The 13102-nt window shown below is 62.2% G+C and carries 11 protein-coding genes and 1 tRNA gene; 7 read left to right on the top strand and 5 right to left on the bottom strand.

Annotated elements, in window-relative coordinates:
• Positions 1–124: 124 nt before the first annotated feature.
• Positions 125–2392, top strand: coding sequence for a DNA topoisomerase IV subunit A (gene parC / locus IYX23_RS06860; RefSeq protein WP_196394694.1), 2268 nt, complete (start codon positions 125–127; stop codon positions 2390–2392).
• An 8-nt stretch (positions 2393–2400) separates the two neighbouring features.
• Here parC and IYX23_RS06865 read toward each other — a convergent pair whose 3' ends face one another.
• From IYX23_RS06865 to IYX23_RS06880, 4 genes are all read right to left on the bottom strand, one after another.
• Positions 2401–3897: a DHA2 family efflux MFS transporter permease subunit gene (locus IYX23_RS06865; protein ID WP_196394693.1), complete on the bottom strand. Its 1497-nt coding sequence runs from the start codon at positions 3895–3897 to the stop codon at positions 2401–2403.
• 199 nt (positions 3898–4096) lie between these two features.
• The gene (locus IYX23_RS06870; RefSeq protein WP_246716547.1) at positions 4097–4693 is read right to left on the bottom strand and encodes a hypothetical protein; all 597 of its coding nucleotides are present in this window, start codon (positions 4691–4693) and stop codon (positions 4097–4099) included.
• Positions 4694–4707: 14 nt separating this feature from the next.
• Positions 4708–5547 carry a serine O-acetyltransferase gene (gene cysE / locus IYX23_RS06875; RefSeq protein ID WP_196394691.1) on the bottom strand — a complete coding sequence of 280 codons (840 nt, stop codon included), beginning with the start codon at positions 5545–5547 and terminating at the stop codon, positions 4708–4710.
• Between the two features lie 71 nt (positions 5548–5618).
• Positions 5619–6386, bottom strand: a complete 768-nt coding sequence (locus tag IYX23_RS06880) for an alpha/beta hydrolase (RefSeq protein ID WP_018409697.1) — start codon at positions 6384–6386, stop codon at positions 5619–5621.
• A 161-nt stretch (positions 6387–6547) separates the two neighbouring features.
• On the opposite strand from IYX23_RS06880, the gene IYX23_RS06885 reads away from it, so the two are divergent.
• From IYX23_RS06885 to IYX23_RS06905, 5 genes are all read left to right on the top strand, one after another.
• Positions 6548–6624: transfer RNA gene (locus IYX23_RS06885), tRNA-Arg, on the top strand.
• A 423-nt stretch (positions 6625–7047) separates the two neighbouring features.
• On the top strand, positions 7048–7299 hold the full coding sequence (locus tag IYX23_RS06890; RefSeq protein WP_196394690.1) for a hypothetical protein: 252 nt from the start codon (positions 7048–7050) through the stop codon (positions 7297–7299).
• A gap of 767 nt (positions 7300–8066) precedes the next feature.
• Positions 8067–10019 carry a threonine--tRNA ligase gene (gene thrS, locus IYX23_RS06895; RefSeq protein WP_196394689.1) on the top strand — a complete coding sequence of 651 codons (1953 nt, stop codon included), beginning with the start codon at positions 8067–8069 and terminating at the stop codon, positions 10017–10019.
• A 223-nt stretch (positions 10020–10242) separates the two neighbouring features.
• Entirely contained in the window at positions 10243–10581 is a 339-nt protein-coding gene (locus tag IYX23_RS06900; protein WP_196394688.1) for a helix-turn-helix transcriptional regulator, read from the top strand.
• A gap of 262 nt (positions 10582–10843) precedes the next feature.
• On the top strand, positions 10844–11107 hold the full coding sequence (locus IYX23_RS06905) for a hypothetical protein (protein ID WP_196394687.1): 264 nt from the start codon (positions 10844–10846) through the stop codon (positions 11105–11107).
• Positions 11108–11432: 325 nt separating this feature from the next.
• Here IYX23_RS06905 and rpmB read toward each other — a convergent pair whose 3' ends face one another.
• The gene (gene rpmB / locus IYX23_RS06910) at positions 11433–11726 is read right to left on the bottom strand and encodes a 50S ribosomal protein L28 (RefSeq protein WP_029651098.1); all 294 of its coding nucleotides are present in this window, start codon (positions 11724–11726) and stop codon (positions 11433–11435) included.
• A gap of 382 nt (positions 11727–12108) precedes the next feature.
• Here rpmB and IYX23_RS06915 point away from each other — a divergent pair, with 382 nt between their 5' ends.
• Positions 12109–12999, top strand: a complete 891-nt coding sequence (locus tag IYX23_RS06915; RefSeq protein ID WP_196394686.1) for an NAD(P)-dependent methylenetetrahydromethanopterin dehydrogenase — start codon at positions 12109–12111, stop codon at positions 12997–12999.
• Positions 13000–13102 lie beyond the last annotated feature (103 nt).

Raw genomic sequence — 13102 nt, forward strand, 5'->3', positions numbered from 1 at the left:
CAAAACGCAGTCGATACGTCGACGACGTCTTTTCAGAGTTAAAGAGCCGCTTCGAAATCCTTCGCTTGCGCCGACGCCCGCGCGGCCATAGTACCGATCGCAAAGGCAGAATCGGGTTTTTGACATGGCGCAAAAAGGCGGCGCGGGAACGGGAAAAGGCAAGGGCGCAAGCGATGTTAGCGTAATTGCGCCCGTCGATCTGCGCGAGGCGCTCGAGGAGCGCTATCTGCGTTACGCGCTTTCGACCATCACCGGCCGCGCGCTGCCCGACGCCCGCGACGGGCTTAAACCCGTGCACCGACGCATCCTTTACGGGATGCATATTCTTCGCCTCGATCCCGGCGCGCCGTTCAAGAAATGTGCAAAGATCGTCGGCGACGTGATGGGCTCGTTCCACCCGCATGGCGATCAGGCGATCTATGACGCGCTGGTGCGCCTCGCGCAGGATTTCTCCTCTCGCTATCCGCTCGTCGACGGGCAGGGCAATTTCGGCAATGTCGACGGCGATTCGGCGGCCGCCTATCGCTACACCGAGGCGCGCATGACGGCGGTCGCGCGCTCTCTTCTGGAAGGCATCGACGAAGACGCGATCGACTTCATCCCCAACTATTCCGGCGAGGAGAAGGAGCCGGTGGTGCTGCCCGCGGCGCTGCCCAATCTGCTCGCCAATGGCGCGCAGGGGATCGCCGTCGGCATGGCGACGTCCATTCCGCCGCATAATCTCGCCGAGCTGTGCGACGCGGCGCTCTATCTCATCTCCCACCGCAAGGCGACCGCCGAACAGCTGCTGACTTTCGTGCAGGGGCCGGATTTTCCAACGGGCGGCATCATCGTCGACAAGCGCGACGAGATTATCGAGACCTATCGCACCGGGCGCGGCTCGTTTCGTGTGCGCGCGCGCTGGATGAAAGAGGAGCTGCCGCGCGGCGGATGGGTCGCCGTCGTCACGGAAATCCCTTATGGCGTGCAGAAGTCGCGCCTCATCGAACGGCTCGCCGAACTCATCTCCGAGCGCAAACTGCCGCTCGTCGCCGATGTGCGCGATGAATCGGCGGAAGACGTGCGCATCGTCTTCGAGCCGCGCGCGCGCACGGTCGATCCGGCGCTGATGATGGAGACTTTGTTCAAGCTCTCCGAGCTCGAAACGCGTTTTCCGATGAACATGAATGTGCTCGTCGACGGCGTGACGCCACGCGTCGTTTCGCTCGACGAAGCCTTAAGGCAATGGCTCGACCATCGCCGGACCGTGCTGCAGCGCCGCTCGCGCCATCGCCTCGCCGCGATCGTTCGGCGCATCGAGCAATTGGAAGGCATGGTCATCGTCTTCCTCAATCTCGATGAGGTGATCCGCATCATCCGCGAAGAGGACGACGCGAAGGGCGAGCTGAAAAAGACGTTCAAGCTGACCGATTTGCAGGTCGAATACATTCTCGACACGCGGCTGCGCGCTCTGCGCCGGCTCGAAGAAATGGAGCTGAAGAAGGAACTCGGCGAGCTTTCGGCCGAGCGCAAGGACATCGAGGCGCTGCTCGCCGATGAGGACAAGCAGTGGAAGACCATCGCCTGGCAGGTGCGCGAGCTGAAGAAAACCTACGGCCCGCAGACGCCGAAGGGCAAGCGGCGCACGACATTTGAGGACGCGCCAGAGCCGATTGATCTCGACCTCGCCGAGGCGATGATCGAACGCGAGCCGGTGACCATCGTCGTTTCGAAGAAGGGCTGGATTCGCGCGCTGAAGGGTCATGTGCAGGATCTCTCGAGCCTGCAGTTCAAGGGCGACGACGAACTCGGCGCCTCCTTCTTCGCGCAGACGACGTCGAAAATCCTGGCGCTGGCCTCGAACGGCAAGGCCTATACGTTAGACGCGTCGAAACTTCCGGGCGGGCGCGGACATGGCGAGCCGATCCGGCTCTTCGCCGAGATCGAGGAAGGCGCCGACGTCGTCGCCGTTCTGCCGCATGTCGCGGGCGCCGCGCTGCTGCTGGTGACGAATGACGGGCGCGGCTTCGTCGTGAGCGAGGATGATCTCTTGTCGTCGACGCGCAAGGGACGCGCGGCGCTCAACGTCGAGCCGCCCTCTATATTGAAGATCGTGACGCAGGCGGAGGGCGACCACATCGCCATCATCGGCGAGAATAGAAAGCTCCTGGTGTTTCCCTTGATCGAAGCGCCGCGCATGGCGCGCGGCAAGGGCGTGCGCATGCAGCGCTACAAGGACGGCGGCGTCGCGGACGCGAAGGTTTTCGCGCTGAAGGACGGCCTCACATGGACGGACGCCTCGAACCGCGTGTTCACGATCGACAAGGCGGAACTCAAGGACTGGATCGGCCATCGTGCCGAAGCGGGACGACTGCCGCCGAGAGGGTTTCCGAGGAATAATCGGTTTGGGTGATCCCTCGTCTAGCTCGCCTTCTCTTCGACAGGCCGCAGCACGGATATGAGCCCCGCGACGGCGGCCATGCAGGCGAGCATCACCAGCCCGATGTCGACGGCGTAGAGCGTCGTGGAGCCCGGGAACGACTTCCAGTCTCCGTAGGAACCGGTCACAAGCTGGATACCCCAGGACAATGTCGAGGAAGCGCTCGCAACGCCGATGCTCGTGCCCAGGACGCGCATGAGATTCAGCATCGCGCCTGCCTGTCCCGCAAGATGTTTCGGGGCTGCATTGATCGTGGCGTGATTGTTGGGCGCGATGAAAACGCCCAGGCCCGCGCCGAACAAGGCGAACGCGACAGCGTCGGGAGTGCGGCTCGCGCTCTGGCTCACGATCGCGAAACCCAGAACCGCCAGAGCGACGCAGCAGAGCGTCATGCCGGCGCCGCTGAGCATGCGCGCGCCCAGCCGATCACTGAGCGAGCCGCCGAATGGAGCGGTCACGCCGAGGGCGACGGGAATGATCGCCAACCTCAGGCCGGCCGCCAGCGGGCTATCCCCATATCCATGCTCCAGCGCAAACGATATGAGAAAAAACATCCCGTAAAGCATTGCGTAGCCGAGAAGGACGGCGATCGCGCCAAAGGAAAATCCCTTGCTCTGGAATAGCCGGAGGTCGACAAGCGGCGAGGGAGAGCCGCGCTCCTGTCGCACGAGAAGCGCCATCAGCACGACGGACAGCGCGATAAGAAAGAGGGTCGCGGGGGAGGCGGCGCCCCATGCCGAGACCTGATTGAGAACGAGCACGAGACAGATCAGGGCAGGGCCCAGAAGCAAGGCGCCGCGCCAATCGAACGTCGCTCTTTCGTTGAGGACTTTCGTCTGGGGAAGCGCAAGCCATCCGATCGCCGCAGCGATAATGCCAATAGGAACGCAAACCCAGAACAGCCAGCGCCACCCCAGCGAAGCGAGAAGCAAACCGCCGACCGCCGGCCCGGCGCTCATTCCGACCGCCTGGGCGGCGGCAAAGAACCCCAACGCCCGGCCCTGCTGGTCCTTGCCAACCGAGCTAACCAGTATTGCGATGCTGTTTGCGCCCAGCAAGGAGCCGCCGACGCCCTGAAGAACGCGGAACAGGATCAGCCAATCGATGTCCGAGGCGAGACCGCACAACGAACTCGCAAACACGAACAGTAAATATCCGATGAGGTAAAGCGACTTCCTGCCGAACATGTCGCAGAGCCGTCCGAAGATCGGCAGGCATGAGGCGAATGACACAAGATACGCCAAAGCCACCCAGCTCACCGTCTCCAGCGAGGCGTCAAAGGTCTTGCCGAGCGTGGGCAAAGCCAGTTGAACCACGCTCGCATCGAATTGACCGAGAAACGCGCCGATGGAGACCAAGGCGACGACCAGCCAGGGATTTAACGCCCGCGCTTCCACCGAATCCGCGGGCGGCGTTTCTCCACTGGAGCTCCCGCGTGGTCGCACCCGCTCCACATTTTTCTCAAGGTCGCAGGTCATTCCGCGCTTCACGTCCCGGACCGGCCAAGCCCGGTCCGCATCGAGGATTTGCCTGTCGATCGCATTTGGCAAGGGGGCCTCTTGCGCGAAGAGGCGTCCAGTTTGCCCGATTTTCCTTTGGCGGAATGCCGGCCTGCCGAGGCCTTACTTCACCCGCGGCGCGGGACCTTCACCCTCGCGGCGCTGATAGTGGACAGGCCTACTGTGGTTTCGAAAAATCCGGGATCTTGAATCCCAGCTTGCCCTGGCGCCAGAGCGTGAAGGCGACGCCGCCGGCGACGAGGACGAAAACGCCGAAGGCGATGTAGAGATAAAATTCCTCTTCCGTCATCAGGCCGACCGAGAACGGATGCCGTCCCTCAAAGCTCTTGGCGCCGTCGTCGCTCGTGAGCTTGGCGTAGAGCACGTATTCGCCGGGCTCTTTAAAATTCTGGTCGAAATTCACCATGCCGTTGCGAAACTTCTGCACCGGCAGGCGGCCGACGATATCGGCTTCCGGGTCGGCGTCGCCGTTCGGCCCCTTGCCGCGCAGGATGCGGATGTCCCAATTCATGTCGCGCAATTCATTGTCGGCGGCGTCGAGCACGATGACGCTGGGGCCGACGTCGGGCAGCGCGATGCACTCCCGGTCGACATTCTTCTTGGGCTGCATGGCGACGAATTTCATCGACTTGCCGCCAAGATCGATCGGGCATTCCGGGTCGTAATAATGCCAGCCGGCGCCCAACGCGGCGCGTGAAGATAGCAACGACGCCGCGACAAAAACGAGCGCAAAGCCCAGGAGAATTTTGCTCAAGGTCAACTCCGCCTTCACATGCCGGCGTCGAGATAGGCCAGCATCTGATCCATGGCAAGCGCCGGCTCAGCGCAGCGCGCCTCGCCGACGATCCGGGCCGGCACGCCAGCGACGGTCTTGTTGGCGGGAACCGGGTCGAGCACCACGGAACCCGCGGCGATCATGGCGCAGCGGCCGATCTCAATATTGCCGAGGACCTTCGCGCCGGCGCCGATCAGCACGCCGCGCCTGACCTTGGGATGGCGGTCGCCGCGCGCCTTGCCGGTGCCCCCGAGCGTCACGCCATGCAGCATCGACACTTCGTCTTCGACGACGCTGGTCGCGCCAATGACGAGGCCGGTCGCGTGATCGATGAAAATGCTCTTGCCGATCACGGCGGCGGGGTGGATGTCGACCTGGAAGGTCTGCGACGACAGGCTCTGCAGGATGAGGGCGAAGTCGCTGCGGCCGTTCTTCCACAGCCAATGCGCCAGACGATAGGTCTGCAGCGCATGGAAGCCTTTGAAATACAGCGCCGGCTCGATCAGCCTCGTGCAGGCGGGATCGCGCTCAAGCACGGCGAGCAGGTCGGCGCGGAACGCCTCGACCAATCCCGGTTCGCGCGCGGCGCATTCTTCGAACGCCTGGCGGATCGCGATATAGGGCGCCTCCGGCCGGTCGAGGCGCTGCGCCACCCGATGCGCGACGACGCCCAAGACGCCGTTCTGCGACAGGATCGCCGGATGCAGGAAGCCGCCGAGCTCCGGTTCGCGCCGCAGCACGTCCTCCGCCTCCGCGCGCAGCCGCGCGAACAGAGGGTCATTTTGGGCGAAGTCGATGATCTTCGCGCCAAGTTCGCGCGTTTCGGCGCCCATCCGCCCCTCCTTGGTCAGGCAATGATATAGCGGAGCGCTGGGACAATAGCACGGGCGCCCGCCCGCGAGCGTTAAGGCCGCGTATCCAGGAACTCCAGCACCGCCTGCTTATAGATCCTGTCGCCGACGGCCCGGTTGTGGTCGCGGCCGGGAATATCGACCACGCGGGCATTGGGGAAGAACTCGGCCAGCGGGAGCGGGTCGCCGGCGACGTCGTCGCGCGTGCCGACGCAGATCAGCACCGGCGCGGTGATGCGCGCGAGCGACTCTGGCTCGACGGACTTGCGGGCGCCGCGCACGCAGGCGGCGAGGGCGGCGAGGTCGCTGCGGGTGGATTCGGCGAAGCCGCGGAAGATTTTGAGAGTCGAATCGTCGATGTCCTCGATGCGCTCAATCTCCATGGCTTCGGCGAGGCCACGCGGCAGGCCGGAGTTCTCGATGAGATTTTCGCCGATGCCGCCGAGGATCAAGGAGCGCACGCGCTCGGGCGCCGTCAGCGCCAGCACCGTGCCGATGCGTCCGCCGAGCGAATAGCCCATGACGTCGGCGCGCGGGATCGACAGATGGTCGAGCAGATGCACGATGTCGGCGGCCATCAGGTCGAGACTATATTGCGCCGGATCGTACAGCTTGGCGGAGCGACCATGGCCGCGATTGTCGAAGACAATGACGCGGCGGCCGTCTTCAGTCAGCGTCTTGACCCATTGCGTGAACAGCCAGTTCACGGCATGGGTCGAGGCGAAGCCATGCACGAGGACGATCGGTTCGCCGCGATCTTCCGTTAAAGGCTCGAAATCCACATAGGCTATCTCGACGCCATCCGACAGGAACGTTTCCATTATAAATCCCACTTAGAGCCTTTTATCTAAATGCTTGCGACGTCGACGCAAGGCTGCGCGCGGCGAAAGTAAATGCGCTCTTGCCATTCGCGTCGCTTGCCGGTAAACGAGCCGGCACGTCGCCATAGCCCGTTTCACGCATCGGGGCTATGGCGAAGCAGGCGCCCGTAGCTCAGCTGGATAGAGCACCAGACTACGAATCTGGGGGTCAGAGGTTCGAATCCTTTCGGGCGCGCCATCCTATCAAAGCTCACACGCCAAAAAGGCTGACGAGCTACTAGCCCTTCCCCCGCGCGGGTCTCCCAAAAGTTGATGGCGAAAGACGTCCTGAGCGCTCGCGATTACAAAAACGCGCGGTCATAGCGAAACGCGGGAGCCGCATCACCCGGGTCGCAGATCACGCTTCGGATTCTCGTGACTGGATGGTGGCGCGACACAAACCGAGACGCGCCGCTTTCATGTCGCTCCCTTCCAAGCCCTGCATTGAGGGGCGCCGGTCTGAGCCAATTTCAACGATTGCTCCCGCGCGTCTGGCCGCCGTCCTCATCGATTCGACAACGGCTCACCGCCATCGCTGGCCTTGTCTGAACGGTAGAGAGGTCCATATTTTCTGCAGGGCCGGCCGCCATTTGGGCAAAGTCGACTTGGTGGAGACGCCACAATGATCGAAACATTGATAGGACTCATCTTTCTCGTCATCATCATCGGGGTTTTTTGGTGGGCAGCGACGACCTTGCTCCGCGTCATTCCTCTCGCGGAGCCATTTCGAACAGTTGTTCACGTGCTCGTCGTTTTGGTCGGGGTGTTCATCGTTCTTTATGTGGCGCAGATGTTCCTGTCGGCAGCTGGCATCAAAGTCCCATGGCCCAAGATTGGCGAAACGAAGTCAATACACTTGGTCATGCCGGCCTGAGTGATCCGCACAGTGAATGGACTCGCGCAGCTGCACCGCTCAGGTGCTGCTGACGAGTCTTCAACGCGTGCGGCCATCGTTCTGAAAATTCCCCGCAACGATCTTTCCCTGTCGGCGCAATTTTGAACTCCTCGAGCACACGCCTCGCGGTTTCCGCGCGTCTCCAGGGCAGTTGTTGTCGGGAATACTTCGCATGCGATGAGCGCTGAAGGCTTAGGTTGCTCGCCAAGAATCCAGCGACAGGTTGGTCACGTAATTCATCGACTTCTTTTTTGTCCGACGGCGACTCCCATATGATGTGCCTATCTCGGCGTGGTCATTTGCGAACAAGCCAAAGCCGTAGCCATCGCACTGAAGGGAATGTACATCATGGATACGCAGACGCTCCTCATCATTATTATTGTTCTTCTCATCCTTGGCGGCGGTTGGTACGGCCGAGGACGCTGGTTTTAGTCGATAGGCCGACACGGGCCGCATGTTTGAATAACGCGGCTCTTGGCATGCTGTCTTACGGCGAGGTTACCCTGGTTTTAGGGCGACTCTGTCTCCGATCGCGCGCGCCTCGGTATCGGTCCTAGAGGCGCGCTAGCTCAACCTTGACTTGCTTGCCGGTAAGCGCCCGGTAGGCAATACACGCTCCCAGGCGCGCCGCGTCTTCCTCCTCAGACACGCTTGCGCCGGCGCGAGGGCGGCGTTATGAAGGCGCCGTTCATCCAAAGCGACTTACGTCGACTCGTATCGGCGACTGAGCGCGACAGGAGCGTACTATGGTAGCGGTTACATTCCCCGACGGGGCGTCCCGTCAGTTCGAGCCCGGCGTTTCGGGCGTCGACATCGCCAAGAGCATCTCTCCCTCTCTCGCCAAGCGCAGCGTCGCCATGACGCTCGACGGCGCGCTCGTCGATCTGACAAGACCGATCGAGCGCGACGCGAAGATCGAGTTCGTCACGCGCGAAGATCCGCGCGCGCTGGAGCTCATCCGCCACGACGCGGCGCATGTGCTGGCCGAGGCGGTGCAGGAGCTCTATCCCGGCACGCAGGTGACGATCGGCCCGGTCATCGAGAACGGCTTCTATTACGATTTCTTCCGCGCCGAGCCCTTCACGCTCGAAGACCTGCCGGCGATCGAAAAGAAGATGCGCGAGATCGTCGCGCGCGACGCCAAGATCACGCGCGAAGTGTGGGATCGCGACGACGCCAAGCAATGGTTTCTGACCAAGGGCGAGATTTTCAAGGGCGAACTCATCGACTCGATCAAGTCCGATGAACCCTTGAGCGTCTATCGGCAGGGCCAGTGGCTCGACCTCTGTCGCGGCCCGCACATGCCCTCCGTCGGCAAGGTCGGCACGGCTTTCAAGCTGATGAAGGTCGCGGGCGCCTATTGGCGTGGCGATTCGACGAAGCCGATGCTGTCGCGCATCTACGGCACGGCCTGGACGACGCAGGAGGAACTCGACGCCTATCTGCACCGGCTGGAGGAAGCCGAACGGCGCGATCACCGCCGCTTAGGCCGCGAGATGGACCTCTTCCATTTTCAGGAGGAAGGCCCTGGCGCGATCTTCTGGCACCCGAAGGGCTGGGCGCTGTTCCAGAACGTCATCTCCTACATGCGCCGTCGCTTGAAGGCCGACTACCAGGAAGTCAACGCGCCGCTGCTCCTCGACAAGTCGCTGTGGGAGACGTCCGGCCACTGGGAATGGTTTCGCGAGAACATGTTCGTCTCACAGCCCGCGCGCGAGCAGACGGACGAAGATCGGCTGTACGCCATTAAGCCGATGAATTGTCCCGGCCATATCCAGATCTTCAAACACGGCCTCAAGTCCTACCGCGATCTGCCGCTGCGCATGGCGGAGTTCGGCGTCGTGCATCGCTATGAGCCCTCCGGCGCGCTGCATGGCCTGCTGCGCGTGCGCGCCTTCACGCAGGACGACGCGCATGTCTTCTGCACCGAAGCGCAGATGGCCGAAGAATGCCTCAAGATCAACGATCTCATTCTGTCGACCTACGCCGATTTCGGCTTCGAGGAAGTGGTCGTGAAGCTCTCGACGCGTCCCGAGAACCGCGTCGGCTCCGACGAGGCCTGGGACGAAGCCGAGGCGATCATGACGCGGGTCTTGCGCGAAATCGAAGCGCGCTCGGGCGGACGCATCAAGACGGGCATTAATCCGGGCGAGGGCGCGTTCTACGGGCCCAAGTTCGAATATACGCTGCGCGATGCGATCGGCCGCGAGTGGCAATGCGGCACGACGCAGGTCGACTTCAACCTGCCGTCGCGCTTTGGCGCCTATTACATCGGGCCGGACAGCGAGAAGAAGACGCCGGTGATGATCCATCGCGCGATCTTCGGCTCGCTCGAACGCTTCACCGGCATTCTAATCGAGCATTTCGCCGGACATCTGCCGTTGTGGCTGTCGCCGCTGCAGATCGTCATCTGCACGATCACGCAGGACGCCGACGACTACGCCTATGAGGTCGCCGCCGCGGCGCGAAAGCTCGGGCTTGTCGTCGAGGTCGACGCGCGCAACGAGAAGATCACCTACAAGGTGCGCGAACATTCGCTCGTGAAGGTTCCCGTGCTGCTCGTCGCCGGCAAGAAGGAGGCGGCCGAACGGACGATCTCCATGCGCCGGCTCGGCTCGCAGGCGCAGACGCAGCTGCCGCTCGACGAGGCGTTGAAGTTGTTGTCCGATGAGGCGACGCCGCCGGATCTGCGGGGTTAGGCCGGATATAGGGTAGGGGCGGCCAAGAGTTTCCTCATCCTGAGGAGCGCGCAACGCGCGCGTCTCGAAGGACGAGGAAACTCGATAAACATATTGCCTCTCCTCACCCTCGTGCTTCGAGACGGCTCCTTCGGAGCCTCCTCAGCATGAGGGTGAGGAGAGGGCTTGACCCCGTGTTCGATTTCTTCCAATCTTGCGAAGAAATCGAATCGCGGAGCGTTTCTTGTCCAAAATCCCTGAGTTGACGACCGCCGAGCAGCAGACGCTGCTTGCCATCATGATTCAGCATCCTAACGCCTATGGCGTTTCGATCCGCGATGAAATCAAGAAGCGCACGGATCGCGAATATTCCTTCGGCTCGATTTACGCTGTGCTGGAGCGGCTCGAAGACCGGGGACTGATTTCTTCCCGTGAAGGCGAGGCGACGGCGGCGCGCGGCGGGCGGAAGAAGCAGCATTTCATCATCACTGCGCTAGGACAGTCCGCTTTACAGGCGTCCCTGCGTGCAGTTGATGCAATGCGCGACGGCGTCGAGATTGAAGGGGCCTGGGCCTATGCTTGACAGGATTATCTTCATCATGCGCCGCGTTCCAGTGGCGGTTGAGACGGTTGCGATTACGAGACATCTGTCCCCGCGGCTTTGGAGATTTGTGTTTTCCCTATTTGTCTACGCTGTTGGCATTTTTGGATGTCGGGCCTTCGGGTTGAGCACTCTGGCTTCATCGTCTATTGCAGTGGGGATCACATGGGCATGCCCAATACCTAGTTTTCAGAAGATCGCAGCCGTCTTTCAGTGCCCTACTGATTTGGCGAGCGATAGCCGGGTGGAGATTCTCAATCCGCCAGTTCTTGCTGAATTTCTTGTTGGCCTTTTCGCGACGCCAAAATATCGCACTAGCTTCTTGCAGTGCTTGGACGAGGATTTTCGTAGTGACATAAACGCTGGCATGCCGCTTTCCCGTGCCCGGTGGCGTTATCGGGCGGCCGCGCTGAACTCCATCGGCCCTCAGTTTTGCGTATGGATCAAACGTATTGGCGTCATCGGCATTGTCGCCGATTATGTTCGTGGAAAGTTCGGCGGTGCATAGCTACAGCGCACATACCTCCCCCCTTGCGGGGAGGTCGCTCGCCGAAGGCGAGCGGGTGGGGCGTTATGGCCCTTTAAACCCCACCCGGTTCGCTTCGCGAACCACCTTCGCCGTAAAGGGAGGGATTGGGCGCGCTAGTTTGTAGAAACTGCGTTATCGGGCAGCCGCGCTGAACTCCATCGGCCCTCAGTTTCGCATGGATCAAACGCATTGGCGTAATCGGCATCCTTGCCGATTACGTTCGCGGCAAACTCGGGGGCGCCTAAAACGACAAAAGCCCCGCCGCAAGGCGACGGGGCCAAATGTCAACACAGAAGGCGAAGCTTTAAGCGCTCGCGGCCGCCTGCTTCTTCTCGATTTCGCGCTTGAGCGTTCGGGCGTTCTGCGACAGCTCTTCGGTCTTCGCCTTCGCGAGGAAAGCGTCAAGCCCGCCGCGATGCTCCACCGACCGCAGCGCCGCCGCGGAGATGCGCAGCCGCACCGAACGCGCCAGCGCTTCTGAGGCGAGCGTCACATTGACGAGATTGGGCAGAAAGCGGGTCTTCGTCTTCCGATTGGAATGGCTGACGAGATTGCCGGACTGCACGCCCTTTCCGGTCAGCTCGCAACGGCGGGACATAATGGTTCCTTTCGCTCTATTCTTCCATGCATGGACCGCGGCGTCAGTCGCCCGCGATCGCCAGCAGAGGGTGAAAAAGACAGCGAGGCGCGACGCCGATTGCGCCGAGCCTCGATTGCGGGGCTTATAGAGGCAAAGCGCGGCCGCCGTCAACAACAGCCGCCGCCATGGGGCCGCACGCTGCGGCGCACACGCCTCTAGACATCGGCTTCGTTCTGGGTTCTAAGCCTCCCACCGCTCCGGGCGAGCCGAGGCGCGCGCCCGCGCGCCGTTCGTTTTGCCGGAATCATTGAGAGATCGAGGGGCTGGAGACTGTCTCCCGCCGCGCGTCGCCTATGGCCGCGTAAGACGCGAAAATCGAGGGAAAGGTTGGGGAGATTCAATGGCCAAAGCGATTCTGCACATGCTCAGCACGTTGAAGCATATGAGCCCCTTCGATGTGAACATGGCCCTCGACGCCGGCTATGACGCGGCGATTCCTTACACCAATGTCACGCTCGACGAAGTCACCGCGCTCGTGCAGGACGCGATGTTCTCGCGCGCGCCTTCGGCGGCGCTGCGCACCGGCATCTTTTTCGCCGGCCGCGACGCCGTGCTCGCGCTCGACATGATGGACACGGCAAAGAAAGCGCTGCTCAAGCCCTTCGAAGTGTCGCTCTTCGCCGATCCCTACGGCTCCTTCACCACCGCCGGCGCGATGGTCGCCTGCGTCGAAAAAATCCTGCGGGAAAAGAAACAGCGCGAGCTCAAGGGCGCGAAAGTCGTCATCTACGGGGCGACGGGCGTTGTTGGCTATTCCGCCGCCGTCATCTCGGCGCTCGAGGGCGCTGAAGTCACCGTCGTCGGCTATAGCGGCCTTGAGCGTGTCGCCAAGCTCGCCGACGAAATGTGCAAGCGTTTTAACATCAAGGTGGCGCCTGCCGACGGCTCCACTCCAGAACAAGTTCGGGAATTGCTGCGCCAGCATGAAATCGCGCTGTGCGCGGCGCGCGCCGGCGTCCAGGTGCTGTCGAAGGACGATCTCGCCGCCGCCAAGGATCTCCTGATCGCCGCCGACGTCAACGCCGTGCCGCCTCTGGGCGTTGAAGGCTGCGGTTTGCACGACAATGGCGTCGTGGTTTCGCCTCATGGCGCGCTGGGCATCGGCGCGCTGGCGATCGGCAACGTCAAATACGGCACGGAATCCGGCCTCTTCAAGAAGATGGCGACGTCCGACGAGCCGCTTTGCCTCGACTTCCGTCACGCTTTCGCATTGGCCCGCGAACTCGTGTGACGTCTCGCGCGCTTGCCAGGTCTCGCGCCTTGGCAAGAACGCGTGAAAATGGTTGAGTCCGCGCCGCGAGCGTGGGCTCTTATCGCCGCGCGCCCCGCGTGCG

The sequence above is a fragment of the Methylocystis sp. L43 genome (genome assembly GCF_015709525.1).
Taxonomy (GTDB): domain Bacteria; phylum Pseudomonadota; class Alphaproteobacteria; order Rhizobiales; family Beijerinckiaceae; genus Methylocystis.